The sequence below is a fragment of the Arthrobacter sp. B0316-5-4 genome (genome assembly GCF_059090325.1).
In genome coordinates this window covers 865,696-891,750 of sequence record NZ_JBNHFN010000001.1, presented here as the reverse complement: position 1 = coordinate 891,750, position 26,055 = coordinate 865,696, and the positions used below count along the sequence as shown (strand labels likewise).

Below are 26,055 nucleotides of genomic sequence, written 5' to 3'. Positions count from 1 at the left end.
TGGCGGCCCCCGTGGTACTAGCCAATGATTGGCCTCTCTTCCGGGTAGTGGAACAACTGGCTGCGCTGGCGCAAGGCGAGCCCGGCAGCAAGGGTCACGGTGCCGACGCGTCCGGCGAACATGAGCGCTGTGAGGACGTAAACGCCCGACGGCGGCAGCTCGGCGCTGAGGTTGGTGCTCAGTCCAACGGTGGCAAAGGCCGAGATGGATTCGAAGAGCACCCTGTCCAGCGAGGCTCCGCTGATGGAAAGCAACAGGAATGCTGCCACGGATACCAGGGTGGCGCCAGCGACGATCACGGAGATGGCCACCCGCATGGTTCCTTGGGGAATGGTGCGGCCGTAGACCTTCACGTCGGCGTCGCCACGGGCTTCGGCCATGATGGCGAGGAACATGACGGCGATGGTGGTCACCTTGATGCCGCCCGCCGTGGAAGCTGAGCCGCCGCCGGCAAACATGAGGGCATCGGTGAGCAGCATGGTGGTGGATTCCATATGGTTTTGGTCCACCAGGCTAAAGCCGCCCGAACGGGTCATGACGGAGGCAAACAGCGAATGGGTGATCTTGTCACCAAGGTTCATGTGGGCAATGGTCCGCACGTTGTCCCACTCCATGAGCCCCCACAGAACGGTCCCGGCCGCCAGCAGTATGAACGAGACCTGGATGGTGAGCTTGGTGTGGAGGTTCCATTTCTTCCAGTTGAGCCCGTTCTGCTGCAAAACCATCACCACGGGGAAGCCAAGGCTGCCCAGGAACACGCCCAGCATGAGGGGTATGAGGATCCAGAGGTCGGTTTCGTAGGGGACGATACCGTCGGAGTGGGGCGTGAAGCCGGCGTTGTTGAAAGATGAGATCGAATAGAAGACGCCGTGCCAGACGGCCTGCCAGAAGTCTTCGCCAAGCACGATGAAGCGCGGAATCAATGCCAACGCCAGGGCTCCCTCAATGACCACGGACGTGACTATGACGATCCGCAGGAGGGTACCCACTTCACCGAGGCGGCCCGCGTTGTTCATGGCTTCCTGCGCGATCAGTTTGCCGCGCACGCCCAGCCGCTTGCTGACCATCAGGGCCAGGAGCGAGGCGAGCGTCAGGGTGCCCAAACCGCCAACGAAGATGCCAACCAGGATGACCAGCTGACCGAAGAACGTCCAGTGGGCTGCCGTGGAAACCACGGTCAGCCCGGTGACGCAGACGCTGGACACCGCAGTGAACATGGCTTGGTGCAAAGGTGTGACGGTACCGGCAGACGAAGCGGCGGGCAGAGACAGCAAACCCGTGAAGACCAGGATCACCACCGCGAAGACGGTCAGCGCCAGGCGGGCCGGTGAGGTGTTGGCAATGTTGTCGATGAAGTCGCGTACCCGTGTAAAGATCCACAGGCCTTCCCGCTCCGGCTGGTTGGGTTGCCAGTTGGTCGGGCTGGTGGACCGCGACTGGCTTTGAGACATGGCGCTCTTCCTCGGTTGAAACAAGCTTTCCTGAGTAGTAAACCACTATTCCTGCGGCGTAACCGGGCGTTGGCCCCCGCCAGCCTCAGGTAGCCTGTTCTGGATGAACTCCAGGCTTGGGACAACTGCTTCCAGCATTACGCGTTCCGCACTGCCAACGACGGTGGTGTGGGACCCAGCCATGACTGCGTACAACTTCGGCCCCGGCCATCCCATGGCGCCGCAACGACTCGAACTTACGGCTCGGCTCGCGGGTTCCCTGGGGCTCTTCGACCACCAGCACGTGGCCGTCGAGGCACCTGAGGTGGCCACCGACGTCGAGCTTTACACCGTTCACAGCCGCGAGTATGTGGACGCTGTCCGCCGCGTCAGCGCCGACCCCACCCGCCCCGAGGAAAGCCGCGGCCTTGGCACCGAGGACGATCCCGCGTTTGCCGGTATGCATGAAGCCAGCGCACGCCTGGCAGGGGGTTCCTTGCTGGCGGCGGACACCATCCTGACCGGCCGCGCCGTTCGGGCCGTGAACTTCAGCGGCGGCATGCACCACGCGGCCCGGGAGCGGGCCAGCGGGTTCTGTGTCTACAACGACGTCGCAATGGCCATCCAAAGACTGCTCGACGGCGGGGTGCAGCGGATCGTCAGCATCGACGTGGACGCGCATCACGGCGACGGGACGCAGAGTATCTTCTGGAACGATCCCCGCGTCATGACCATTTCGCTTCACGAAACGGGCCTGACACTTTTCCCCGGGACCGGCTTCGCCAACGAAACCGGCGGCCCGGAGGCACCCGGAACGGCGGTCAATGTTGCGCTCCCCACCTTCACCGGTGACGCTGCCTGGTTGCGGGCGTTCCACGCGGTGGTGCCCCAATTGGTGGGGGCGTTCCAACCCGAAGTGATCGTGAGCCAGCACGGCTGCGATTCGCACAGGGACGACCCCCTGACGCACCTCAACCTCAGCGTCGACGGACAGCGCGAGGCGGCATCCGCCGTCGGCAGCCTCGCCGCCCGCTACTGCGACAACCGCTGGATCGCCACCGGGGGAGGCGGCTACGACGTCACGGGCGTGGTGCCCAGGGCCTGGAGCCACCTGATCGGCATGGTGACCCAACGGCCGGTCCCGCTGAGCACGCCTGTCCCGGAAGCGTGGCGGACGTACGTGAAGGAAACGTATGGGGTGTGGGCGCCCGAGAAGATGGGCGACGACGTGGATGTGTGGTGGCGCTCATGGGAGGTCGGCTACGATCCCGCCGATGAGGTTGATCGGACGGTCATCGCCACCCGCAAGGAGATCTTCCCGCTGTACGGCCTGGATCCCTGGTTCGATTGAGTGTGCGTCGCCCGCGCGACCTCGCGTGTGCAGCCCGCATCACAACGAAATAGGGATGCCATTTGGCGTATATGTCGCTAGGGTGGGAGGCATGGTGACTGACGACGTATTTGCCGTCATAGCTGAGGCAACCAGGCGCGACATCCTGGTCTCCCTCCGCTCTGGGGATAAAGCTGTAGGCGAACTGGTGGAAGAACTGGCTGCAAGCCAGCCCACAATCTCCAAGCATTTGAAAGTGCTCCGCGAGGCGGACCTCGTCAGCATGCGCGCGCAGGGCCAGAAGCGTTTTTACGCACTGAATCCCAAGCCGCTCGCCGGTGTGGTGAGTTGGCTTGAAACGTTCGACGTCGGACCCGCGGCGCCCGCCGCCGTCGTGCCTTCCAGCGAGGTGGCTGCCGCCGCGCCGAGCACGGCTCCTGAGGTTGCGCCCACCCGCGCCGACGCAGTGGGCCAGGCTGTCAAAGTCCATGCCAGTGGGACCCCGGTTTCCTTGGACCTGACGTCCGATGACACCGTTCCCCAGCAGATTGGCCGTACCGTAGGGCGGGCTGCCACGAAGGCCGCCGACCTCCTCGCCAATCTCCCGAACCTTCCCAACCTGCCCAAATTCGGCCGCAAGCGGTAGCGGGCAACCTGGCGTGATCCTACTCACATTGTGAGTTCTTGCTGGCCTGCCACCCCCTTGATTTCCCAACGATTTTCTACGGTTGTGTTAACTCCGCAGTGAGGGTCACATACTCACCGGATGGAGATCCCACCTCCTCGGGTGCAACCATGGGCGGGACTGATCGTCCCGCCGCTGGGCGGCGCACTGAGGATAGGAAGACGCATGGATTCAAGGCTCGAAGCTGTCCGGGACACCGTGTTGGCGCGGAACCCGGGGGAGAAGGAATTCCACCAGGCCGTCATTGAGGTCTTCGAAAGCCTTGGCCCGGTCCACGATCGTCATCCTGAATTCCTTGAGGGCGCAGTCCTGGAGCGCCTGTGCGAGCCCGAGCGACAGATCATTTTCCGTGTCCCATGGACTGACGACGCCGGCCGCGTGCACGTCAACCGCGGCTTCCGGGTGGAGTTCAACTCGGCGCTGGGCCCCTACAAGGGTGGGCTCCGCTTCCATCCGTCCGTGTACCTGGGCATCGTCAAGTTCCTGGGCTTCGAGCAGATCTTCAAGAACGCGCTCACGGGCATGCCGATCGGCGGAGGAAAGGGCGGCTCGGACTTTGATCCCCGCGGGCGTTCCGATGCGGAAATCATGCGGTTCTGCCAGTCCTTCATGACCGAGCTGTACCGTCACATTGGCGAGTACACCGATGTTCCCGCCGGCGATATCGGCGTGGGTGGCCGCGAGATCGGCTACCTCTTTGGCCAATACAAGCGCATCACCAACCGATACGAATCCGGCGTGCTCACCGGCAAGGGCATCTCATGGGGCGGCTCCCTGGTCCGGCCGGAAGCCACGGGATACGGCACGGTGATCTTCGCCCAGGAAATGCTCAAGACGCGCGGCGCTTCCTTTGATGGCCAGCGGGTAGTGGTGTCCGGTTCGGGCAACGTCGCGATCCACGCGATCGCCAAGGCGCAATCCCTCGGTGCCACCGTCGTGGCCTGTTCCGACTCCGCCGGTTACATCGTGGACGAAGCCGGGATCGACGTCGCGCTTTTGAGCCAGATCAAGGAAGTGGAGCGGGGTCGCCTGACCGATTACGCAGCGCGCCGTCCGGGTGCCAGCCACGTCGCCGGCGGTTCCGTGTGGGATGTCACCGGCACCGTTGCGCTGCCGTGCGCCACGCAGAACGAGCTCGACGGCGATGCTGCCGCCAAGCTGGTCAGCAACGGACTCATTGCGGTGGCTGAAGGCGCCAACATGCCGTCCACCCGTGAGGCTGTGTCGGTGTTCCAGGACGCCGGGATCCTGTTCGGGCCAGGCAAGGCGGCCAACGCCGGCGGTGTCGCAACCTCAGCCCTTGAGATGCAGCAGAACGCCAGCCGCGACTCGTGGTCCTTCGAACACACCGAGCAGCGCCTGACCGAAATCATGGTGGGCATCCATGACCGTTGCGCGGCCACTGCCGAGGAATACGGGGCGCCCGGAAACTACGTGGTGGGCGCCAACATCGGCGGCTTCGTCAAGGTAGCCGACGCGATGCTGGCGCAGGGCCTGATCTAGCGCCCTCACCCACCAGGTCAGCGCTGCAGCAGCCGGACGTGGTCCGGGTTCAGGTCCGCCACCTTGCTGACGCCCAGGAGTGCCATGGTTCGGGTCATGTCCTTTTCGAGGATCTGGATGGTCCGGTCCACGCCTTCGCGGCCCCCGGCCATCAGGCCGTAGAGGTAGGCGCGCCCGATCAGCGTAAAGTCCGCTCCCAAGGCCAGGGCTGCCACGATGTCGGCGCCACTCATGATGCCTGTGTCCAGGATGACCGCGGCCTTGCTGTTGTCCGCCTTCAGTGCCGACGTAACCTCCGGCAGCAGGTGGAACGGGATGGGAGCGCGGTCCAGTTGGCGGCCGCCATGGTTGGACAGGATGATGCCGTCGGCGCCGTGGTCAACAACGCGCCGGGCGTCTTCGACCGTCTGGATGCCCTTGACCACCAGCTTGCCCTTCCAGGTTTCCCGCAGCCAATCGAGGTCCTCGTAGGTCAGGGTGGGGTCGAACATGGAGTTGATAAGGTCCGCCACAGTGCCCGTGTAGCGGGAGAGCGAGGCGAATGTCAGGGGCTCGTGCGTGAGGAAGTTGAACCACCATGCCGGGCGGTAGGACGCGTCAAGCACGGTCTTGAGGGTCAGGGCCGGCGGGATGGTCATGCCGTTGCGGACATCGCGCAGGCGGGCTCCGGCTACTGCGGTGTCCACGGTGACCATGAGGGTGTCGTTGCCTGCCTTCGCGGCACGCTCGATGAGTTCGAGTGAGCGTTCACGGTCCGTCCACAGGTACAACTGGAACCAGTTTCGGCCGTTCGGCGCGGCAGTGGCGACGTCCTCGATGGACGCTGTGCCCATGGTGGACAGGGTGTACGGAATTCCGGCGGCTTCGGCTGCCTGGGAGCCTGCGTATTCGCCCTCGGACTGCATCATGCGGGTGAAGCCGGTTGGCGCGATGCCGAACGGGAGCCGTGATTCCTTGCCCAGGATGTCCGTTCGGAGGTCGATCCTGGATACATCGCGCAGGATGCCCGGGCGGAATTCGATGTCCTGGAAAGCCTGCCGCGCACGGCGCAGCGTGATCTCTTCTTCTGCAGCGCCATCGGTGTAGTCGAAGGGTGCCTGCGGGGTGCGGCGCTTGGCGATCTCACGCAGTTCCCAGATGGTGCTTGCGCGCCTGAGGCGCGCGGCCTTGCTGAATTCCGGCTTCTTGAACTGCATCAGCGGCGCCAGGTCGGAGACCTTGGGTACGCGGCGCTTGAGTGCCGGTGGCTGCACGACGGCGGGCCGCGGCTGGGGCGGGCGGGTCACGTTTTCGTCGCTGCCGGCGTTGGCAGGGGCGGCCGTGAGCTTGGGATCCATTGTCTCGGTCATGAGGTTCTCCCTTGAAGTCTGTGGTCTAACCACACTGTAATCCATGTGGTTGGACCACATCAACTAGTATTTCGGATATGCGTACGCACGAGTTGGTCCTGCAGTGGATCGAGAAGCAGCTGTCTGATGGAGACCTCACCCTCGGGGGCCGGCTGCCGGGCGAGCGTGCCATGGCCGAGCAGCTTCAGGTTTCGCGGACTTCCGTGCGCGAAGCCGTCAGGATCCTTGAGGCGATGGGGGTGGTCCGAGCCGGTGTTGGTTCCGGTAAGGACGCCGGAACGGTGGTCATCGCAGAGCCTGGGTCCGCACTGGGTTCAACCCTCCGGCTGCATGTGGCCACGCGTCATCTTCCGGTGGCCGACATCGTGGAGACCCGCGTGCTGCTGGAATCCTGGGCGGCCGAACGGGCCCAGGTGGGGGTTCCCGCTTTGGAGGAAGCTGCTGCGCTGCTGGACCAAATGGATGAGGCGCCGGACATCGATACGTTCCTTGCCCTCGATGCCCGGTTCCACGTGGCGCTAGCCCAGGCTGCCGGCAACTCGGTGGTCAGCGCCATGATGGCCTCGCTGAGGGGTGCAATCGAGAACTACGCAAGCACTTTGACGGAAAACCTGCCCGACTGGAACGCGACTTCCACCAGGCTTCGCGCCGAACATCGCGCCATCCTGAACGCTGTGAACAACAACGACGGCGGCAAGGCAGCCCAGCTTGTGGCGGCCCACATCCAGGGCTTCTACGCGGAGGCCGGAGTGGGCTCGCAGGCTGCCGGGAATGACAGCAACGCGGGGTCACTTACGGCCCATAATGGGGCGCAACATGGGCCGTAAGTGACCCCGCGTTGCATTTCTAGGCGGGCTTGAGGGCGGGCGCCGCGGTGCTCTTGCGGATCTCCACCCTGGGCGAGAACTCATCCTGCGCCTGGGTGGCTGCTTCCCCAGCCTGCTGGATCTGTTCGCGCATGCGCCGCCACGCCAGGCTTCCGAGCTCGTTGATGGGTACGGCTGCCGTGGTCAGTGGGGGAGTGGTGTATTTCGCGAACGGGATGTCGTCGAAGCCCGTCACGGAGATGTCTTCCGGCACGCGCACTCCGCGTTCGTGGAGACCGCTGAGCAGCCCCATGGCAACGAGGTCGTTGAAGGCCAAAATTCCCGTGGCACCGCTGGCGATGATGGCTTCGGTGGATTCGTGACCGGAGTCGAAGTTGGAGCCGCCGTGGAGCATTTGCAGTTCGATCTCCGGGTGCTTGGCCCGGAATTGGTCAAGCCCAACCAGGCGTTGGCGGTTCGATGCGCTGTGCTCGGGGCCGGAGAGGAATGCCAGCCGTCGGTGGCCCAGGGAGACCAAATGCTGGGCCAATTCCTGGATTCCCTGACCGTAGTCCACGCTCAAGCTGGGCGTATTGGTGGCCACGGTGGTGCGGTTGATGAGCACCAGCGGATGCAGGGTGGGAGCGAGTTCCTCGAGTTCGGCATCTGACATTCGGGGTGCGCAGAGGACCACGCCGTCGCAGCGCCGCCGGGCCTCGCCGGCAAGGATCGCTTCCTCGCTGGTGACTTCGGAGGAATCGGCGATGAGGACGCGATACCCGTCCTGCGCGGCTGCGATGCTGAGCCCGCGAAGGATGGCCTGGAACGTGGGGTTGGCCAGGTCCGGAACCACGATGCCGATGGTGTCTGTCTTGCCCAGCGCAAGGCTGCGGCCTACCGGGTTGGGTTGGTACTTCAGTTCGGCCGCGGCGGCCCGGACGCGCGCGGCGATACCAGGGTCCACGGCGGCGTTACCGTTCATGACGCGTGACACGGTGGCGTGCGAGACGCCCGCCTTCTCCGCGACGTCGGCGATCCCGACGCGCCTGTTGGTGTTCCTGCGTGCCATGTGGCCCCTTCCCATTGGCCGCCTCCCGTTTGCTCCGTCGTTGGAGCAATGGTTGACGTGACCACCAGAGTCTTGATACAAAGCTTATAACGCTCTGAGAAAACGCTTTCTCATGATTCTTCCCATACGAAGCCGGGCCGTCAAGCGGTTCACTCCTGCTCTTTGAAAGGGGCATCCCCATGGTCAACGTCGACTCAGCCGAGACCCAGACCGCACCTGGCGCAACCACAGTCCAGGCCGAAAGCCCCCAGCGAACCCGGATTGCCCTCATCGGCACCGGAGGCCGCTCCGAGATGTACATCCGGGCCATCTACGGACAGCACGCGGACGTCGCTGAACTCATTGCCCTGTCCGACGTCAACCAGGGCCGCGTGCAGTTCTACCAGGACCTCATCAAGGAACTCGGCGGCACAGAGCCCGTGGCTTCCTTCGAGCCCGGACAGCTCACCAGCTTCATCCAAGCCAACGGCATCGAGCGCGTCATCGTCACCACGCCCGATTACACCCACGCGGACTACATTGTGGAGGCGCTCGAGGCGGGCGCCGACGTCGTGGTTGAAAAGCCCCTGACCATCGACGTCGAGGGTTGCCGCCGTATCACCGAGGCCGTGGCCAAGACCGGCCGCAACGTTGTGGTCACGTTCAACTACCGCTACTCGCCGCGCAACAGTGCGCTGAAGGAAGTAATCCAGAACGGGGTCATCGGCAAAGTCACTTCCGTCGACTTCAGCTGGGTCCTGGACACCGTGCACGGCGCTGACTACTTCCGCCGCTGGCACCGCGAAAAGAAGAACTCCGGCGGCCTGCTCATCCACAAGGCTTCGCACCACTTCGACCTGGTCAACTGGTGGATCAATGACGTCCCGGAGCGAGTGTTCGCCTCCGGCGGCCTGCGCTTTTACGGTGACAAGAATGCTGCGGAGCGTGGCTTGGGCGCCCGCCCGGAGCGCGGCACCGTTGACGGCCTGGAACACGATCCGTTCCGCCTGGACATGCGCGAAGACGAGCGCCTGAAGGCCTTGTATTACGACAATGAGAAGTTCGACGGCTACCTCCGCGACCAGGACGTGTTCACCGAAGGCATCACCATCGAGGACAACCTGGCCCTCGTGGTGGACTACCAGGGCGGACCCACGCTGAGTTACTCGCTGAACGCCCACAGCCCGTGGGAGGGCTACCGTGTCACCGTCAATGGCACTGAGGGCCGCGCCGAACTCGAAGTGGTTGAACGCGCCGCCGTCGAGTCCAGTACCGATAAGAAGACCGTGGTGGACCCGAGCGCCACACCGATCGAAGAAGAGGACGCGGTGCGCCGCAACGGCGAACGCCTGGTGGTCCAGCGCCACTGGGAAGCGGCCTACGAAGTCCCGATCATCAACGGCGAGGGGGGCCACGGCGGCGGCGACAACCTCCTGCTCTCGGACCTCTTCAACGGCCCCGGCGTCGACCCGTTGGGCCGCCCGTCCGGCTACATCGACGGACTCCGTTCAGTGTCGGTGGGCATCGCCGGCAACCAGTCCCTGGACACCGACCTACCCGTTCGTATCAGCGAACTTGGCCTCGGCGCCGACCTCAGCCGTAGCCAGGGCTGACCGGCTACCGAAAGTACGAGGAACAGAGAATGAGCAGGATTTTCGTCACCGGCGGTTCCGGCCGGCTTGGCCGCAGCGTTGTGGCCGGCCTCGCCGAGGCCGGCCACAAGGTGATCTCAGTTGACCGGGATGCCGTCCGGGCGGAGCAGCTGCCGGCAGGCACCGAGCAATACACCGCAGACCTGCTGGCGCCGGGGGAGGCGGAGCGACTCATCCGCGAAACAGCGCCCGACGCCGTCATCCACCTCGCTGCTATAGCCGTACCTTTCAGTGCGCCCGAGGACGTCATCTTCAGCACGAACACCCGGCTCGCCTACGCGGTGGTCAGCGCGGCCACCGACGCCGGTGTTCCCAGGATCGTGACGGCAAGCAGCCCCACCGCCCTGGGTTACGGCTCACCGGCCGGGTGGTTGCCGCCGTCGTTCCCGCTGGATGAGCAGACGCCACCCAAGCCGTGGAACGCCTATGCGCTGTCCAAGCTGATCGCCGAACAGACTGTGCAGATGTTCGCGGCCGCCCAGGGCAACAAGACCAGGTATGCGGCCTTCCGCCCGTGCTATGTGATTTCCCCCGAAGAGTGGGAGGGCGCCCTGACGCAGCAGGGGCACACGGTCCGCGAACGCCTGGACGATCCTGCCCTCTCGGCACCCGCCCAGTTCAACTACGTCGATGCCCGGGACGTGGCCGACTTCCTGGACGTGCTCCTGGCCAAGATGGGCTCGATCCCCAACGGCGAGGTGTTCTTTGTTGGCGCGAAGGATGCCTTGGCCACTGCGCCCCTCGCGGAGCTCTTCCCACGGTTCCTCCCCGGCAGCGGCCCGTTGACCGAACACCTCACGGGGACCAGCCCGGCGTTCTCCATCGACAAGGCCCGCGAACTCCTCGGCTGGGAGCCCAAGCGCACGTGGCGGACCGAGCTCACTCCGCCCTACGAGGGCCCTGACACCGCAGCATCCGAACAAGCAGCACTCAATGACGAGATCCATGCCGGCCTGGTCCCGGCGGGAGCAACCAAGGAGACACCATGAACTTCGACGGCGTACTGTTCTTCCCCGTCACTCCCTTCGCTGAAGACGGCACCGTAGATGTGGCATTGCTGAAGGAGCACATTACCTCCCGTCTTCCCTACGGCCCGGGCGGCGTTTTCCCAGCCTGCGGCACCGGCGAATTCCACGCGCTCTCCCTTGATGAGATCCGCACCGTGGTCACGGCCGCCGTCGAGGCCGTTGCGGGAGCCGTGCCGGTAGTTTCCGGTGCCGGTGGTCCGCTGGGCCACGCCATCGCCGCCGCGAAGGTGGCTGAGGAAGCCGGTGCGGACGCCCTCCTGGTGCTCCCGCCGTACCTGGTCACGGGCCCCACCGATGGCGTGGTGGCGTACGTCGAAGCCATCGCCGCCGCGAGTAGCCTTCCTGTGATCGTGTACCACCGCGGCACCGCTAAATTCACTGCCGAGGCCATCACCCGCCTCACCGCCAACCCGAAGGTGGTTGGCTTCAAGGACGGAATTGGCGACGTCGGCCTGGCCCAGGAAATCGTCTCGGCCATCAACGCGAGCGGACGCAAGGACTTCGCACTCTTCAATGGCCTGCTGACGGCCGAACTGACCCAGGGCGCCTTCCGGGGCCTCGGCATTCCCCTGTACTCCTCGGCGGCGTTCGCCATGGCCCCCGAAATCGCCAAGGCCTACTACGACGCCTACGTTTCCGGTGACGAAGAACGCCGCCACGCGTTGCTCGAGGGCTTCTATGCGCCGCTGGTCCGTCTCCGCGACCAGACTCCGGGCTTCGGCGTCTCCCTCATCAAGGCCGGACTGCGCCTCGCCGGATTGCCGGTCGGCCCCGTCCGTCCGCCGCTGGTTGACCCCTCGGAGGAGCAGCTACTGGAGCTCAAGTCCATCCTGGCCAAGGGCCACGAGCTGGCCGGCAGCTGATGCCGGCCCGCATCACGGGCCTGGCCACCCGGCTCATCACGGTCCCGCTGCTGCGCAGCTGGGGTGCGGAGGCGCCCGAGAACCACGTGATCGTCACTGAACTGACCACCGACGACGGCGGCACGGGCCATGGCTTCTCGTGGACACCTACCATCGGTCCCCAGGCGGTCAAAGCCCTCCTGGACCACGACATCGCACCGTTCATTGTCGGTTTGGAAGCGAACGCGGACATTGTCTGGGACCAGCTCTGGAAGCGGCTGCACGAAGCCGGCGGGGGAGGCCTGACCACCATCGCCATGGCTGGCGTGGACCTGGCCCTGTGGGACCTTGCCGCGCGCACGGCGGGTACTTCTGTCACCGGGCTCCTGGGCCAACGCCAGGAGTCCGTGGAGGTGTACGGCTCCGGGGTGAACCTGCATTACACCCTGGAGCAGCTCGTCGAGCAGGCCCGGCGCTGGGTTGCTGCCGGACACAACGCGGTGAAGATCAAGGTGGGCAAGCCCGAACTCAGGGAAGACGCCGAGCGCGTCGCCGCTGTCCGGCAGGTCATCGGCCCGGACCGGTTGCTCATGATTGACGCCAACCAGCGTTGGGACCTGGCCCATACCTTCCGTGCCTTGGATGTTTTGGGGGAGTACGGACTGGAATGGCTGGAAGAACCCATCCGCGCCGACGACCTCTGGGCCTACCGCCGCCTGCGCAAGCAGTCACCTGTGCCCATTGCCCTGGGCGAGAACGTCCACACCATCTACCGCTTCCGTGACTTCATCGAAGCCGAAGCGGTAGACATCATCCAGCCCAACATTGTTCGGGTGGGTGGCATTACGCCGTTCCGCAGGATCGTTGAGCTGGCCCGGGCCAACAGCATCAGGGTAGCTCCGCACCTGCTTCCGGAGCTTTCCGGACAGCTGGCCCTCACCCTGGCTGACGCCGTGAGCGTGGAGGACGTGGAAGATGCCTCGTTCGAGCAGCTCGGCATCCTGGCCGGGCCCTCCCCGGTACGCATCCACAACAGCAGGCTCAGCAGTACAAGCCGTACGGGCCTTGGCTTCGAATTCACCGGCAAGACACCGCCGGTTGCTGACAGCCCAGAACCTCAGAGCAAAGGAAACCGCATTGAGTACAGCAACTCTTGACCTGACCGCCATCACGGGCGCCGCAACCGCAGCGTTCAAGGTGACCGCAGCTGCTTCCGACGCCGAACGCGCGGCCTGGCTGACCGCCGTCGCCGACGCTTTGGATGCCAACGTCACCGAGCTGGTGGCTATCGCCGATTCCGAGACGAGCCTGGGCGCTGTCCGGCTCACCGGCGAGGTAGCGCGGACCAGCGGGCAGCTGAGGTTGTTCGCGAAAGTGATCACCGAAGGCTCGTACCTGGAAGCCGTTATCGACCACGCTGACCCTTCAGCGACTCCGCCCAAGCCCGACCTTCGCCGCATCCTGCGTCCGATTGGTCCGGTGGCGGTGTTCTCGGCGTCGAACTTCCCGTTCGCCTTCTCCGTGGCGGGAGGCGACACGGCGTCCGCATTGGCCGTCGGCTGCCCGGTGATCGTCAAGGCCCACTCAGGTCACTTGCGCCTGAGCGAGCGGACCGCGGAGATCGTCACGGAAGCCCTGGCCAAGGCCGGCGCCCCGGAAGGCATCTTTGCCCTGGTCAGTGGCCGCGAGGCAGGAACCGCCCTCGTCCAGGACCCGGCCATCAAAGCCGTGGGATTCACCGGCTCCATTCCCGGTGGCCGCGCACTGTTCGACCTCGCCACGTCCCGCCCGGAACCCATCCCGTTCTACGGCGAGCTGGGCAGCCTGAACCCGGTGGTCATCACCGCGGATGCCCTGGCCGAGCGTGGCCAGCAGCTCGCAGCGGGCCTGGCCGGTTCCTTCACCATGGGCGCGGGCCAGTTCTGCACCAAGCCCGGACTGGTCTTCATCCCTGCAGGCACCGATTTCGCGTCACAACTGGCCGAGGCGAGCAAGGACAAGCCCACCGCTGCCATGCTTACCGAGCGCATCGCCGAGGCTTACCCGGACGGGCTGCGCAGCGTCGCGGAACAGCCGGGTGTCGCCGTCGTCAGTGGCACTGTGCAGCAGGACAGCCTGGCCGACGGCGCCGCGCCGGTGGTGTTCTCCACCAGTGCCGCCAATGTACTGGAACGCCCGGATGAACTGCTGGAAGAGTGCTTCGGCCCCACCACCCTGCTCATCGAGTACGCGAACCAGGAGGAGCTGTCGGCAGCCCTCGCGAAGGTCCCGGGGAGCCTCACCGGCACGGTGCACGCCCAGCCCGGCGAGGATGTCTCCGGCTTGGTGGAGCAGCTCAGCACCCTGGCCGGCCGGGTCCTGTTCGATGGCTGGCCCACCGGTGTCGCCGTGAACTGGGCCCAGCAGCACGGTGGCCCGTACCCGGCAACCACCTCGCTGTTCACGTCTGTGGGTGCCACGGCGGTGCGTCGTTTCCAACGCCCGGTGGCCTACCAGGATGCTCCGGAGAGCGTGCTGCACCCAGCCCTGCACGACGCCAACCCGCTTGGTATCCCGCGTCGCGTGGACGGTGTGCTCACCCTGGTTGGCTAGGCACACGCAGAAGGGGCGGGTCACCGTGATGGTGACCCCCCCTTTCGCGTTGGTACGGATGGAGTGCCGGCGGTTACGGGCGCAGGGTCAAAGGACGACGGCGGCCGTCCACCAGGGTGGTCGGCCAACGGTCGTCCACGGTCAGCACGCGCAGGCCGGAGTCCGTGAGCAGCACCGTGTCCTCGATCTTCACCCCGGGCCCTGAAGGGTTCCACGTGAAGGGCTGGTTGAGCACCACAGTATCCGTGACGTCAGCGGTGACGCGGGGGTCGCGGCCTGCGTAGCCGGCGGGTCCGCCCTGGTGGTGAAGGGTCCATTGATCGTCGCCGAATCCGTGCCGCGCGTAGGCAGTTTTGATCTCGGAGAAGACCTCGTTGAGCTGTGCCCCGGGGACTGTGGCCCGGAAGATGTCGGCCTCAACGGCTGCGATGCGGGCCTCGGCGTCGAGTTCCTGCGCTGAGCCGGCGTCGAACGCTACCCAACGGGTGACGTTGGAGACTAAGCCGTTTCGGCGTGCGCACACCACCACCATGGCGCGGCGACCGATGGGAGAGTGTGTTGCCAGTGGGTGGCGGAAGTCGCTCCGGTCGGCACCGTTGCAGAGCAGGACCAAGGGCTCGGCCCCGGCCGCGACGATCCTGGCGGCAAGCGCCGAGACCAGCTGGAATTCGGTGGTTTCGGGGGTCGCTGCTGTGAGGACCTCGGTCATGGCAGCGGCAGCATCCGCCGATAGTGCAGCGTAGCGGGCGGACTCGGCTGACAGGAGCTGCTGGCGGGCGGCCCGCAGTTCGGTGGTCACGGCCGCTTCCACCAACGGGTTCCCGTCGATGGCCAGTCCCGCGGCCGCAGCGTGCAGTTGGCCGTGCCAGGGAACGGTGGACAGGCTGACCCCTTCCGGCAATTCCTCAGCGGCGATCCGCCCGGCTTCGTTGGTGAATGTCACCAGGTGGTCGCCGGAGCGGTCCACCAGGAGGGCAGCAATGGGATCGCCGGCGAGGCTAATGTGCACCCGGCTGCCGTCCAGGTACCAGGTGAGCGCGGTGTTGGTGGTGAGCAGGAGCGAGTCGCGGCCCGCGGCGTCCAGGATGTCCAGCACGCGGCGGCGTTTCACTGCGCGGTCGGCAACGTTGCCGGGGGCGGTAAGTGCTGTGGTGGGCGTTGTGGACTGTAGTGGCGTGGTCATGCCGATTCCCCCAAAGTGGTGATGAGCTGTTCAATGTCTTGTGTTGCCAGGAAGCCGTCCGTGATGAGCACGGTGACGGTCCTGTGGACAGGGTTCCCGGGTTCGGTGGACACCGGGGCATCCCAGGCCAGCGACAACCCGACGCCGGGATAGCCCGAATGCCGCACGAACCACGGGTCCGGAGCCTGTGGTGAGGCAAGGAAGATGAGTGTTGCCGGGTGGCCCAACCCGGGGTCGCCGGTGACGTGCGCTGCGCCGGAGGTTCCGGCGTCGAACGTTCCCGACCACGCCAGCCACGGCGCCACGCTGCCGTGCACGGCGTCCTCGCCGCGTGCGCCGGGGGTCCAGATGGTCGCGTCGCTGACTTTGGGCAAGCGCCAAAAGAAGCCGCCGTAACCGCCCTGCGGCCGCCCGTTGGAACCTGGGCTGCCCAGGAGGACGGGATGGCCGGTGGCGGACTCAAGCGTGAAGTCGAGCGCCAGCTTCCACGTTGAATTCCCGACGGCGGCCCAGCGCCACTCGCGCTGTTCGCGGAGCACCCGGGTGCCGTCCGGTCCGATCCAGCCCAACTGTTCGCGCCGCTGCCCGTTACTGTGCTCCGCGGATTCGATGACGATGCGGCCATGGTCCTTGCGCCAGACGTACGCGCCGGCGTCGCGGGTGTAGGTCCGGCCGCCCCAGAAGTTGATGCCATCCACGTCCTGGAGGGCAACGCCTGCGCCAAGGTGCCACACGTGGTCTTCCGGGATGTGGTCGGTGACGACAGTACCGGCAAGGGTCCGAACGGGATGGAGGTAGGGGCGGGGGGACGAGGTCGGCCGGATGTGGGTCCCGTCCTGGACGGTGGCGACGGGAGTGCCGTCGATCTCCAGCGCCGGACCACCTGATGCCGGACCCACTGCAGTCCACGGCGCTCCGAGCTCGGCGAAGTTGGCTTGACCCAGGGCAGCGCGCCGGATCAGGGACCCGATGCCGTGCACCACGGGGTGGGCGTCGTCGCCGTCGCCGACCCACGTGATGAATTCGGGGTGGATCGCTCGGGGTGAGTCCGCTGTGCGGATGGCTTCGAGCACTGACACGTAGGCACCAACCCCACCGAGCGGGCTGAGCAGGTCCTCGTCATTGCGTGCGGCCATCAAATTCTCCAGGAGATCCTTCCGCCCAAACGTCTCAGTCCGGACTCCCTCAGGCGTGGTGATCTCCAACCTGTCCTCCGTGTAGAAGAGGGTGAGCTGGCCCTCGGTGCCGTACACGGTGACCGACGGTGCAGACTGCTCCGACGCGCACAGCGTCAATGCGCACGTCAGCACCGTGCCGTTGATAGTGCGTACCCGCACCACGGAGGTGTCGTCACTCTCGGTGTCGTTGGCACGGTAAAGATCGGTGTCCACGGATTCGACATCCGCCACGGCCCTTGCCCCGGCCAGCCGCAACCCGGTGGCTACGGCGTGCGCCAAGGCGTTGGTGGCCACTCCGTCCACCACGTCCGTACCGTTCAGGCTGCGCTTGCCGGCCCACCGGGACCGTTTGAAGTACGCCTTGGTCCGGAGCCACAAGCCTGTGGCGCTGATGCCTCGCACCTCGCCGATGGCACCGGCCCCCACCAGTGCTTCGATCGCAGGCAGTGCCTCGGAACCCAGGCTCTGGAACCCCACCTGCACCAGGCGGCGGGCGCTCGCGGCCGCCGCCATCACCTCCCTGTACTGCACCATGGAGGCTACCGGCGGCTTTTCGAGGTACACGTTGGCTCCGGCGTTGAGTGCTGCAATGGCCAAGGGCGCGTGGGTCTGGATGGGCGTGGAGATAATGACGACGTCGGGGGCCACTCCTGCGGCCAGGAGTTCGTCGAGCGAGGCGTAGACATGCACGCCCTGTTCGAGTGTGCCCTTAGCCGGCGGGTTTGGATCGGCGACTGCCACCAGCTCCAAGGCACCTTCAGCACTCAGCTGATCCAGGTTCTCCAGGTGCCGTTCTCCGAAGCCGTGCACACCCACCAGTGCGATGCGGGGAAGTCGTGCCGGTCCCTCCGCTGTTGTGGCGGCCAATTGTTGGGTCATGATGCTGTCCTAGCGGGGTCAGGTGCGTGGGATGTGTCGGGGGCCGATAACCGCAGGGCCTCGGTGAGGAAAGCTGCTGCCTCTTCCTGCATGGCTTTGCTGAAGACGTGGGATTCCTGCCAGAAGGTACCGGTGTACAGCTCAGGTAGTGCGCTGGACAGGTGGGCGAGGGCGTCGTGCATTCCTTGTTCCGGGAAGAGCTGGTCATTAAGGGCGTACTGGACCAGCGCGCGTGCACTGGACCGGGCGGCAAGGTCCGGCCAGTCGCCCAGCTGGGCGAGGCCGGGGGAGTACAGCAACCAGGAGTGCGCATCCAGATACGACGGCAACAGCGAGGCGAACGTGGTCATCATGCACGTCACCACGTAGCTGCGAATCCTGGAATCGAGGGCCGCGAGCAGCATCGCCCGCCCGCCGCCGGAAAAGCCGAGGCACCCCATCCTGTGTTGGTCCACCCCCGGGAGCGAGGCGAGGATATCCAGCGCCGCGAGGTCATCGTGGGCCACCGTCCCGGCGACGCTGCTGCCCAGAAGCGTCGCCGCTTTCGCCACGGTTTCCTCGTGGGCGGCGGCCGCGGAATCGTACAGCTCCGCCACGGAGGGTTCGACGCCGGCCTCCCGCCAGAGCGACTGCTGGCCGCTTACCGCTGTGGCAGAGCGGAAGGGCAGGGGGTCGAGCCCGAAACGGCGGCTGCCCCACCTGAAGGCGTCATGGGCAAGGACCGCGAAGCCCTGTTGGGCCAACCAGGTGGCAATGGCCCGGCCGCCGTAGAGCTTCGCCTGCAACCCAAGCGGCACGGGGCCGAAGCCACTTGCGAAAGGAGTATCGGCGTCGTGGTCTTCGACCCCGGCAGGAAGCTTCACGAGCCGTTCGGCGCCATGCGACTTGATGCCGGCGTGGCAGTGCATCGCGAGGAGCCCCGGCAGCGGGCCGGTGGCCTGGGCTGGCCGCACGAACCACGCGGACGTCCTCGGCCCGAAGCCCAACTGCCAGGAAAGGCGGGTGGTGATGACGTCGTCGTGCGCTGTTTCCGAGTGGATCGTGTATCCAAGGTCCGGGACGACAGCCGGTATGCCAAGCACGTCGCTGAGTTCCTGGTCGGCGGTGGACCCGGCTCGGTGAAGGTGTGGCGCGTAGCCCGGCCAGTCCTCATACCCGGCCAGCGCGCTCGGGCGGAAAGGGGGGCCAGCCATGTCAGCGGCAATCACGGCAGGCGCTGGGGTGGGTAAACAATGGTGTCCTGCCTTGTCGATGCGGGAGGGTGTGCGGAGGCGCACGCCGGGCTTCTTCAGCGTGGGAAATCGATGGTGGCGGCTTCGTAAGAAAACGCTTTCTCAAAAATTAGCAAAAGGCTGTACACGGGTCAAGAAAACGTTTACTTTGGTACGGAGCCGCTGAACGTCGGGAGCCAATCCAGGTAGTTCAGGGGAGTGCCGGAAGATCGACGGCATCCCGGAAGGCAAGCACCAACAGACTCGAACTCCGTGGATGGCCACGATGACCAAAGGAGACCACATGGCCGCTGTAGTACACACGGGGACGCCGCAGGGCGTTCGCGGTCCGGAGAGGGGGAATCAATGAGTGCCATTGGCGAACTCTCAACGATGACCCGCCGCAAGGGCCCCATGACCAAGGAAGAGAAGAAGGCCAACGGCCGCGACAACAAAGCCGCCTACATCTTCCTTCTTCCTTGGCTCGTTGGCTTGGTTGCCATCACAGTGGGCCCCATGCTGATGTCGTTGTACCTGTCCTTCACGGACTACAACCTCCTGCAGCCTCCGGAATGGGTAGGCCTGGACAACTTCGTCCGGATGTTCGGCGACGCCCGCCTCCACAACTCATTGCGGGTCACCTTTACCTATGTGCTGGTGGGTGTTCCCCTGCAGTTGGCCGTGGCCCTGCTGATCGCACTGGTCCTGGACAAAGGTCTTCGCGGCCTGCCGTTCTACCGCTCCATCTTCTACTTGCCGTCCCTCCTTGGCGGCTCCGTCGCCGTTGCCATCCTCTGGAAGCAGATCTTCGGCACCACGGGCCTGGTCAACCAGGTCCTGGCCATGGGTGGCATCGAGGGGCCCGGCTGGATCTCGGATCCCAGCACCGCGCTGGGATCGATCATCCTCCTGCATGTGTGGACGTTTGGCGCTCCGATGATCATCTTCCTGGCCGGCCTGCGCCAGATCCCCAACATGTACTACGAAGCCGCTGAAGTTGACGGCGCCACCACCCTCCAGCGGTTCTGGCGGATCACCCTCCCGTTGCTGAGCCCCATCATCTTCTTCAACCTGGTGCTCCAGATCATTGGTTCGTTCCAGTCGTTCACCCAGGCGTTCATCGTCTCCGGCGGCAACGGCGGACCGTCCGACTCCACCATGTTCTTCACGCTGTACCTGTATCAAAAGGGCTTTGGCCAGTTCGACATGGGTTACGCCTCAGCGATGGCCTGGGTCCTACTGGTCATCATCGGCGTCTTCACCGCCATCAACTTCATCGCTTCAAAGTATTGGGTGTTCTACGATGACTAAACTCCAGAGCCTTCCCGCAGCAAAAACCACCGGGCCCGGCACGTCGGGCAAGGCTCCGCGCCGCCGCGAATCGCCGGGAAACCTGGCCTTCAGCCGCAGCGCCCGCATCAAAGGGCTGGTCAAGCACGCCATCCTGATCGTGGTGGGGCTTGTCATGATCTACCCGCTCCTGTGGATGGTGGTTTCTTCCCTGCGGCCCAATGACCTCATCTTCCGCGAACCCGGCCTCTGGCTGAACAGCCTGGACATGACCAACTACACCGACGGATGGTCCGCACTGACCCACCCGTTCGGGCATTACATGATCAACTCGGCGATCGTGGTGCTGGGCTCGATCGTTGGCAACCTGGTCTCGTGCTCCATGGCCGCCTACGCGTTCGCCCGCCTGCAGTTCACCGGCAAGAAGCTGTTCTTCGGCATCATGCTGCTGACCATCATGCTGCCGTTCCACGTGGTGATCGTGCCCCAGTACATCCTGTTCTCCCAGATCGGCTGGGTGAACACCTTCTGGCCGCTCATCGTTCCCAAGCTCCTGGCCACCGACGCGTTCTTCGTGTTCCTCATGGTCCAGTTCATCCGCGGCATCCCGAAGGAACTCGACGAGGCGGCCCGCATCGACGGCGCCGGACACCCCCGGATCTTCCTCCGCGTGATCCTGCCCCTGATGGTCCCGGCGTTGGCCACCACCACCATCTTCACGTTCATCTGGACCTGGAACGACTTCTTCGGAGCTCTGATCTACCTGACGGACCCGGACATGTTCACGGTCCCCGTTGCCCTGCGCGCCTTCGTTGATTCGCAGTCCGCAACCAGCTGGGGATCACTCTTCGCCATGTCCATCGTGTCGTTGTTCCCGGTGTTCCTGGTGTTCCTGTTCGGCCAGCGATTCCTCATCAAGGGCATCGCCACCACCGGCATCAAGTAGGCCCGCCGTCGTAAATTCCAGCAACTAATACAAGTCGCCATCTTGTAATACAAGAATGTGACTCGTATCATAAACACAGCCAAGAAAACGCTTTCCCACATCGCATCAGGATCAATGAAGATCGGAGACAACAGTGCCCGCACAACCCAAGGGTGAAGCAGTCGCCCTCGCAACAACAACAGGAGCCCCCCGCCGAACCAAGCGCAGGCTCCGCGCCTCGGCCCTCATCGCGGCAACGGCCGCCGCCGTCCTGGCGCTCACCGCCTGCGGTGGCGGCTCGGAAGCCAAGAGCGCCGACGGAAAAGTGGAGCTCCGCTTCGCCTGGTGGGGTGGCGACAAGCGAGCGCAGGTAACCCAGGCAGCCATCGCCGCCTTCGAAGCCGAGAACCCCAACATCAAGATCAAGCCCGAGTATGGAGACTGGAGCGGCTACTGGGACAAGCTGGCCACCCAGGTTGCCGCCAACGACGCCCCGGACATCATCCAGATGGACGAGAAGTACATCACCGAGTACTCCACCCGCGGCGCACTGCTGGACCTCTCCAAGTACCGGATCGATACCTCCAAGCTGGACGCGGCCGCCTTGGATGCGGGTAAGGGCGAGAAGGGCCTGACCGGAATCGCGGCAGGCATCAACGCTGCGACCATCCTGGCCAACCCGGCCGTATTCCAGGCAGCAGGGGTGGCCCTGCCGGACGACAAGACCTGGACCTGGGAAGACTTCGAACGCATCTCTGCCGAGGTCACCGCCAAGTCGCCCAAGGGTACCTATGGCGCAGCAGCGTACGGCACCGATGAGGCTTCCCTCGGTGTGTGGCTCCGGCAGAACGGCAAGTCCCTCTACACCGAGGACGGCAAACTGGGCTTCGAGCCCTCGGACATTGCCCAGTGGTGGAGCTTCCTGAAGGAACTGAGCGAGAAGAAAGCAGTCCCGTCCGCCTCGGAGGTAGTTGAAGCCGAAGCTGCGCCGCTGGACCAGAGTGGTCTTGCAACCGGCAAGAACGGTCTCGCCTTCTGGTGGTCCAACCAGCTTCCGGCCCTCGAGAAGGCTGCTGGCGGCGAGTTGCAGATCCTGCGCTTCCCGTCCAAGACCGGCAAGGCAGCCGACGCCAAGCTTTGGTACAAGGCCTCCCAGTTCTGGTCCGCTTCCTCCCGCACCAAGCACCCTGAAGAAACAGCAAAGTTCATCGACTTCCTGACCAACAACGTCAAGGCCGGCGAAGCCCTCCTCGCGGACCGCGGCGTCTACCCGAACTCTGATGTCCGTGAGGCCATCGCACCCAAGCTCGCCAAGGCCGACGTCAAGGTTGTGAGCTTCATCGACCAGATCAAGGGCGAGCTCGGGGATGCTCCGGCAGCACCGCCCAAGGGTGCTGGCGCCATCCAGGAAATCGTCAAGAGGTACACCTCCGAGGTCCTCTTCAACAGGCTCTCCACGGACGAAGCAGGCAAGAAGGCTGTGGACGAAATGAAGTCCGCCATCAGCTAGCTTTTATCAAGACACCGCGCCCCGGGCGATCATTCGTGATCTGCCCGGGGCGCGGTTTTTTGCGCATGCTGTTTAGTCCTCCGCGATGACAGCCACGGCGCCGGCGGGAACCACTCCAGTGAAGCGGGCCCCGCTGAGCAGTTCCTCGCCGTCGGCCTTGACCGGCTGGTCCTCGCGGCTGTGGTTGATGGCGAAGAGGAAGGTGCGGCCGGTTTCGGCACGCCGCCGCGTGAGTTCGACGCCGGGAGAAACCTCGGTCACGGCGGTCACCCCTGCTTCTTCGATTAGGCGGGCGGTCAGTGCGTCGATGCCATCGGCGTCGGGAAGCGTTGCGAGGTACCAGGCCGAACCGTTGCCGACGGTGCGCCTGGTCAGTGCAGGGACGCCGTCGAGCGGGTAGTCGGTGAACGTGGCAAGGACGTCCGTGGAGGCGCCCGCAGAGACTTGTTCACTCCAGACCGTGCCAACTGTTCCGTCGCTCAGCGTCACCGAAGCGCCTGGGAAAAGCGGATGGAATTCCTCGCTGCGGACGCCCAGCAGTTCCCGAAAAGCGCCGGGGTAACCGCCGAGCCGAACATGGTCGCGTTCGTCAACTATGCCGCTGAAGTAGCTGATCAGGACGGTGGCGCCACCCTCGGCGGCCGCAGTGATCGAGGCCGCCGCGGCGTCCGTCACGCAGTAGAGCGTGCAGACCAGGATGAGGTCGTATCCGGACAGGTCACCGGATGGGTGGACGAAGTCCGCAGTCACTCCGCGCAGGTACAGGGAGCGGTGGAAAGCACGCATCGTGTCGAGGTATTTCAGGGAGTTGTTCGGGTGCGAGTCCAGTTCGGAAGCCCACCAGGCCTCGTAATCGAAGACGATCGCAACGCGCGATTCCACCCGGGATCCCTTGACAGGTTCGAGCTTGTCCAGGGCATCGCCGAGTTCCACGACGTTCCGCCATACCTGGGTGTCGCGGCCAGCGTGGGGAACCATGGCCGAGTGGAATTTCTCGGAGCCTGCCTTGCTTTGGCGCCACTGGAAGAACATCACAGCGTCTGCGCCGCGGGACACATGCGCCAGTGAGTTCCGGAGCATTTCGCCGGGCATTTTGGGCTGGTTGTGCGGCTGCCAGTTGACCGCCGACGTCGAGTGTTCCATCAGGATCCACGGATCGCCGCCCGCCACGCCACGGGTGAGGTCGGCGCTGAAGGCTAGTTCGATGTTGCGCTCAGGGTCTGCCGCCACCAGGTAGTGGTCGTTGGCGATGACATCCATGTCCTTGGACCAGTCGAAGTAGTCCAGGGTTTTCGTTGCGCTGGAGACCATGAAGTTGGTGGTGGCCGGTACGTTCGGAGTGACTTCGCGTAACACGGCCAACAGTTCGCGGTAGTAGTCGATGAATGCCCACGAATTGAATCGGACGAAGTCCAGTTGCTGGCCCGGATTGAGCGTTGTGGGGGCCGCGCCGGGCGGGATGATCTCTTCGAATGAGGCGTAGTGCTGGGACCAGAAAGCCGTTCCCCAGGCCTCGTTCAGCTCTTCGATGGTGCCGTAAGGGCGTTCCAGCCAGGCGCGGAAAGCATTGGCGTCTTCTTCGCCGTGGAACTCGCCAACGTGGCAGCCGAGTTCGTTGTCCACGTGCCAGAGCGCCAGTGCGGGGTGGTCCCTATAGCGCTCGGCGATCACGCGCGTTATGCCGGTGGCATACCGGCGGTAAACAGCAGACGACGGCGTGTAGTGGCGTCGCGATCCACGCTCCAGTCGGGTGCCTTCCGCGGTGACGGGAAGGATTTCCGGGTACTTGCGGGCCAGCCAGGCCGGCGGTGAAGCGGTGGCCGTGGCGAGGGCTACCTTGATGCCGGCTCCGTGGAGGTTGTCCATAACCTCGTCCAGCCACTCGAAGTCGTAGTTGCCTTCGCTGGGCTCCAGGAGGCCCCAGGAGAAGATGCCCACGCTGAGGAAGTTGACGCCGGCTTCCTTCATGAGCCCGATGTCTTCGAGCCTGACGTCACGGGGCCATTGTTCGGGGTTGTAGTCGCCACCGTAAGCGAGGCCGTCAATGCTGTTCCAGACCGAGGGGCTGCGGGGAATTGAGGGGGAGGTCAAGGGGACTCCTTCGTCAGGTTGGCCGAACTGTTGCGGGTGCTGCTGAACGTATGCATGCAGAATATCGGTCAAAACGCGTTCTTTGGAAAACGCTTGCCCAGTTTCCGTATTGACGCTATTGTATCGATTCAGAACGAGTGTAAGCGAGATCACTGCCACGTTGTAGAGAACTCCACAAGCTTGCACCAACTGAGCAAGGAGGCTCTCATGATCGACAGAAGGAAATTCCTCACCACGGTGGCTCTCGGCACCGCATCTGCTGCGTTCCTCTCGGCCTGTGGCCAGTCCTCGTCCTCGGGCCAGACCGGTTCAGCGGACAAACCCGTCACCATCACCTACACCTGGTGGGGCAATGGCGACCGTGCAGAACGAACCCGCAAGGCCATCGCGCTCTTCGAGACGAAGAACCCGGACATCAAAGTCAACGGCAACTTCTCCGACTTCGCAGGCTACTGGCAGAAGCGCGCCACCGAAGCCGCCGGCGGTGGCCTGCCGGACGTCATGCAGTGGGACCTGTCCTACCTCCGCGACTACGGCCAGCGGAACCAGCTCCTGGACCTCGGCACGGTCAAGATCAACACCGACGGATTCGACAAGTCCCTCCTTCCGTCCGGCCAAATCAAGGGCAAGACGTTCGGCATTCCCACCAGCACGAACGCCTTCGCGGTCTACTACGATCCCGCGAAGCTCGCTTCACTGGGCATTGCCGAGCCGGACGGTTCATGGAACTACAAGGAGTTCAACGCCTTCCTGGCCGAAGTTGGCCAGAAGGGCAATGGCGCGCTGTTTGGCGGCACCGACTACACCAGTGTTTGGTGGAACTTCAACATTTGGTTGCGGCAGAACAACATCAAGGCCTTCACCGATGAGGGCAAGCTTGGTTTCTCCAAGGACGACCTCAAGAAGTGGTGGAACCTCAGCGCAGACCTGCGAGGCACCGGCGCAATCGTCGGCGAGGACAAGACCACCCAACTGCTGCCCAAGTCCCCGTTCGGCTCCAACGTCACCGCAACGGAAGTCACCTGGGACAACTTCATGGCCGGCTATCTTGCGGACAGCGGCGCCAAGGAACTGAAGCTTGTTCCCGTACCCTCCGATGATCCCGACAACCTGGGCCTCTTCCTCAAGCCGTCCATGCTGATGGTGGCCAGCGCCAAGACCAAGTTCAAGGATGCCGCAGCCCGCTTCATCGACTTCATGGTCAACGACCCAGAGGTTGGCCAGATCTTCAAGACCTCCCGCGGCGTCCCGGCGTCCAAGACCCAGCGCGACGGCACCACGTTCGAAGGCACCGACAAGCTGGTGGTGGATTACGAGAAGTCCATCGAGAAGTACCTCAAGGATGCTCCCGAGCCGCCCATCGTCGGATTCGGCACGCTTGAATCAACGTTCAAGCGGGTCAGTTCGGACCTGAACTACGGCAAGCTGACCATCGACGGTGCAGCTGATGCGTGGTTCAAGGAAGCCGAAGACCTCATCAAGCAGAACGCCTGATCCAGGCTTTCCCAACTGACGGATTAATC

At 64.6% G+C, this 26,055-nt stretch carries 20 protein-coding genes; 13 read left to right on the top strand and 7 right to left on the bottom strand.

Annotated features, from left to right (window positions below; translation table 11 throughout):
• Nucleotides 1-17: 17 nt before the first annotated feature.
• Nucleotides 18-1,451: a TrkH family potassium uptake protein gene (locus AC5RU9_RS04050; RefSeq protein WP_494015419.1), complete on the bottom strand. Its 1,434-nt coding sequence runs from the start codon at nt 1,449-1,451 to the stop codon at nt 18-20.
• 103 nt (nt 1,452-1,554) lie between these two features.
• Here AC5RU9_RS04050 and AC5RU9_RS04045 point away from each other — a divergent pair, with 103 nt between their 5' ends.
• The 3 genes from AC5RU9_RS04045 (at nt 1,555) to gdhA (ending at nt 4,948) form a co-directional block, all read left to right on the top strand.
• A complete protein-coding gene (locus AC5RU9_RS04045; RefSeq protein ID WP_494015418.1) occupies nt 1,555-2,781 on the top strand; it encodes an acetoin utilization protein AcuC in 1,227 nt (408 codons plus the stop codon).
• A gap of 91 nt (nt 2,782-2,872) precedes the next feature.
• Complete coding sequence (locus AC5RU9_RS04040; protein ID WP_211713455.1) at nt 2,873-3,406, top strand: ArsR/SmtB family transcription factor; 534 nt, start codon at nt 2,873-2,875, stop codon at nt 3,404-3,406.
• Nucleotides 3,407-3,610: 204 nt separating this feature from the next.
• Nucleotides 3,611-4,948, top strand: a complete 1,338-nt coding sequence (gene gdhA, locus AC5RU9_RS04035) for an NADP-specific glutamate dehydrogenase (protein WP_211713454.1) — start codon at nt 3,611-3,613, stop codon at nt 4,946-4,948.
• 17 nt (nt 4,949-4,965) lie between these two features.
• On the opposite strand, the gene AC5RU9_RS04030 is transcribed toward gdhA, so the two are convergent.
• Nucleotides 4,966-6,297: an alpha-hydroxy acid oxidase gene (locus AC5RU9_RS04030; RefSeq protein WP_494015417.1), complete on the bottom strand. Its 1,332-nt coding sequence runs from the start codon at nt 6,295-6,297 to the stop codon at nt 4,966-4,968.
• Nucleotides 6,298-6,374: 77 nt separating this feature from the next.
• On the opposite strand from AC5RU9_RS04030, the gene AC5RU9_RS04025 reads away from it, so the two are divergent.
• Nucleotides 6,375-7,124 (top strand): FadR/GntR family transcriptional regulator, encoded by a 750-nt coding sequence (locus tag AC5RU9_RS04025; RefSeq protein WP_494015416.1) that lies wholly within the window; start codon nt 6,375-6,377, stop codon nt 7,122-7,124.
• 19 nt (nt 7,125-7,143) lie between these two features.
• Here the strand turns inward: AC5RU9_RS04025 and AC5RU9_RS04020 are convergent, their stop codons facing one another.
• Complete coding sequence (locus AC5RU9_RS04020; RefSeq protein WP_211713453.1) at nt 7,144-8,172, bottom strand: LacI family DNA-binding transcriptional regulator; 1,029 nt, start codon at nt 8,170-8,172, stop codon at nt 7,144-7,146.
• Nucleotides 8,173-8,351: 179 nt separating this feature from the next.
• On the opposite strand from AC5RU9_RS04020, the gene AC5RU9_RS04015 reads away from it, so the two are divergent.
• The 5 genes from AC5RU9_RS04015 to AC5RU9_RS03995 are packed head-to-tail and all read left to right on the top strand — an operon-like array spanning nt 8,352 to nt 14,265.
• Nucleotides 8,352-9,764 (top strand): Gfo/Idh/MocA family protein, encoded by a 1,413-nt coding sequence (locus tag AC5RU9_RS04015; RefSeq protein ID WP_494015415.1) that lies wholly within the window; start codon nt 8,352-8,354, stop codon nt 9,762-9,764.
• Nucleotides 9,765-9,793: 29 nt separating this feature from the next.
• Nucleotides 9,794-10,792: an NAD-dependent epimerase/dehydratase family protein gene (locus tag AC5RU9_RS04010; protein WP_494015414.1), complete on the top strand. Its 999-nt coding sequence runs from the start codon at nt 9,794-9,796 to the stop codon at nt 10,790-10,792.
• The gene (locus AC5RU9_RS04005) at nt 10,789-11,694 is read left to right on the top strand and encodes a 5-dehydro-4-deoxyglucarate dehydratase (RefSeq protein WP_494015413.1); all 906 of its coding nucleotides are present in this window, start codon (nt 10,789-10,791) and stop codon (nt 11,692-11,694) included. Before AC5RU9_RS04010 ends, AC5RU9_RS04005 begins: the two co-directional genes overlap by 4 nt.
• Nucleotides 11,694-12,830, top strand: coding sequence for a mandelate racemase/muconate lactonizing enzyme family protein (locus tag AC5RU9_RS04000; protein ID WP_494015412.1), 1,137 nt, complete (start codon nt 11,694-11,696; stop codon nt 12,828-12,830). Before AC5RU9_RS04005 ends, AC5RU9_RS04000 begins: the two co-directional genes overlap by 1 nt.
• Entirely contained in the window at nt 12,811-14,265 is a 1,455-nt protein-coding gene (locus AC5RU9_RS03995) for an aldehyde dehydrogenase (NADP(+)) (RefSeq protein WP_494015411.1), read from the top strand. Before AC5RU9_RS04000 ends, AC5RU9_RS03995 begins: the two co-directional genes overlap by 20 nt.
• A 73-nt stretch (nt 14,266-14,338) precedes the next feature.
• Here the strand turns inward: AC5RU9_RS03995 and AC5RU9_RS03990 are convergent, their stop codons facing one another.
• The 3 genes from AC5RU9_RS03990 to AC5RU9_RS03980 are packed head-to-tail and all read right to left on the bottom strand — an operon-like array spanning nt 14,339 to nt 18,782.
• Nucleotides 14,339-15,448 (bottom strand): M24 family metallopeptidase, encoded by a 1,110-nt coding sequence (locus AC5RU9_RS03990; RefSeq protein WP_494015410.1) that lies wholly within the window; start codon nt 15,446-15,448, stop codon nt 14,339-14,341.
• Nucleotides 15,445-17,505, bottom strand: a complete 2,061-nt coding sequence (locus AC5RU9_RS03985; protein ID WP_494015409.1) for a DUF6807 family protein — start codon at nt 17,503-17,505, stop codon at nt 15,445-15,447. The genes AC5RU9_RS03990 and AC5RU9_RS03985 overlap by 4 nt, the downstream gene beginning before the upstream one ends.
• Nucleotides 17,502-18,782, bottom strand: coding sequence for a dienelactone hydrolase family protein (locus AC5RU9_RS03980; RefSeq protein WP_494015408.1), 1,281 nt, complete (start codon nt 18,780-18,782; stop codon nt 17,502-17,504). Before AC5RU9_RS03980 ends, AC5RU9_RS03985 begins: the two co-directional genes overlap by 4 nt.
• Nucleotides 18,783-19,082: 300 nt before the next feature.
• On the opposite strand from AC5RU9_RS03980, the gene AC5RU9_RS03975 reads away from it, so the two are divergent.
• The 3 genes from AC5RU9_RS03975 to AC5RU9_RS03965 all read left to right on the top strand — a co-directional run bounded on the left by AC5RU9_RS03975 (nt 19,083) and on the right by AC5RU9_RS03965 (nt 22,441).
• A complete protein-coding gene (locus AC5RU9_RS03975; protein WP_494015407.1) occupies nt 19,083-20,027 on the top strand; it encodes a carbohydrate ABC transporter permease in 945 nt (314 codons plus the stop codon).
• Nucleotides 20,020-20,952: a carbohydrate ABC transporter permease gene (locus tag AC5RU9_RS03970; protein ID WP_211713444.1), complete on the top strand. Its 933-nt coding sequence runs from the start codon at nt 20,020-20,022 to the stop codon at nt 20,950-20,952. The genes AC5RU9_RS03975 and AC5RU9_RS03970 overlap by 8 nt, the downstream gene beginning before the upstream one ends.
• Nucleotides 20,953-21,085: 133 nt before the next feature.
• Complete coding sequence (locus AC5RU9_RS03965) at nt 21,086-22,441, top strand: ABC transporter substrate-binding protein (RefSeq protein ID WP_494015406.1); 1,356 nt, start codon at nt 21,086-21,088, stop codon at nt 22,439-22,441.
• A 72-nt stretch (nt 22,442-22,513) separates the two neighbouring features.
• On the opposite strand, the gene AC5RU9_RS03960 is transcribed toward AC5RU9_RS03965, so the two are convergent.
• On the bottom strand, nt 22,514-24,532 hold the full coding sequence (locus AC5RU9_RS03960; protein ID WP_494015405.1) for a beta-galactosidase: 2,019 nt from the start codon (nt 24,530-24,532) through the stop codon (nt 22,514-22,516).
• Between the two features lie 207 nt (nt 24,533-24,739).
• Here AC5RU9_RS03960 and AC5RU9_RS03955 point away from each other — a divergent pair, with 207 nt between their 5' ends.
• Nucleotides 24,740-26,026 (top strand): ABC transporter substrate-binding protein, encoded by a 1,287-nt coding sequence (locus tag AC5RU9_RS03955; protein WP_494015404.1) that lies wholly within the window; start codon nt 24,740-24,742, stop codon nt 26,024-26,026.
• Nucleotides 26,027-26,055: the final 29 nt, after the last annotated feature.

Bases quoted from the DNA above. Each gene is read 5' to 3' on its own strand.
- gdhA (WP_211713454.1), top strand. From the start codon at position 3,611: ATGGATTCAAGGCTCGAAGCTGTCCGGGACACCGTGTTGGCGCGGAAC.
- AC5RU9_RS03990 (WP_494015410.1), bottom strand. From the start codon at position 15,448: ATGACCACGCCACTACAGTCCACAACGCCCACCACAGCACTTACCGCC.
- AC5RU9_RS03985 (WP_494015409.1), bottom strand. From the start codon at position 17,505: ATGACCCAACAATTGGCCGCCACAACAGCGGAGGGACCGGCACGACTT.
- AC5RU9_RS04010 (WP_494015414.1), top strand. From the start codon at position 9,794: ATGAGCAGGATTTTCGTCACCGGCGGTTCCGGCCGGCTTGGCCGCAGC.
- AC5RU9_RS04005 (WP_494015413.1), top strand. From the start codon at position 10,789: ATGAACTTCGACGGCGTACTGTTCTTCCCCGTCACTCCCTTCGCTGAA.
- AC5RU9_RS04030 (WP_494015417.1), bottom strand. From the start codon at position 6,297: ATGACCGAGACAATGGATCCCAAGCTCACGGCCGCCCCTGCCAACGCC.
- AC5RU9_RS03970 (WP_211713444.1), top strand. From the start codon at position 20,020: ATGACTAAACTCCAGAGCCTTCCCGCAGCAAAAACCACCGGGCCCGGC.
- AC5RU9_RS03955 (WP_494015404.1), top strand. From the start codon at position 24,740: ATGATCGACAGAAGGAAATTCCTCACCACGGTGGCTCTCGGCACCGCA.
- AC5RU9_RS04020 (WP_211713453.1), bottom strand. From the start codon at position 8,172: ATGGCACGCAGGAACACCAACAGGCGCGTCGGGATCGCCGACGTCGCG.
- AC5RU9_RS04000 (WP_494015412.1), top strand. From the start codon at position 11,694: ATGCCGGCCCGCATCACGGGCCTGGCCACCCGGCTCATCACGGTCCCG.
- AC5RU9_RS04045 (WP_494015418.1), top strand. From the start codon at position 1,555: ATGAACTCCAGGCTTGGGACAACTGCTTCCAGCATTACGCGTTCCGCA.
- AC5RU9_RS04050 (WP_494015419.1), bottom strand. From the start codon at position 1,451: ATGTCTCAAAGCCAGTCGCGGTCCACCAGCCCGACCAACTGGCAACCC.
- AC5RU9_RS04025 (WP_494015416.1), top strand. From the start codon at position 6,375: ATGCGTACGCACGAGTTGGTCCTGCAGTGGATCGAGAAGCAGCTGTCT.
- AC5RU9_RS03975 (WP_494015407.1), top strand. From the start codon at position 19,083: ATGAGTGCCATTGGCGAACTCTCAACGATGACCCGCCGCAAGGGCCCC.
- AC5RU9_RS04040 (WP_211713455.1), top strand. From the start codon at position 2,873: ATGGTGACTGACGACGTATTTGCCGTCATAGCTGAGGCAACCAGGCGC.
- AC5RU9_RS04015 (WP_494015415.1), top strand. From the start codon at position 8,352: ATGGTCAACGTCGACTCAGCCGAGACCCAGACCGCACCTGGCGCAACC.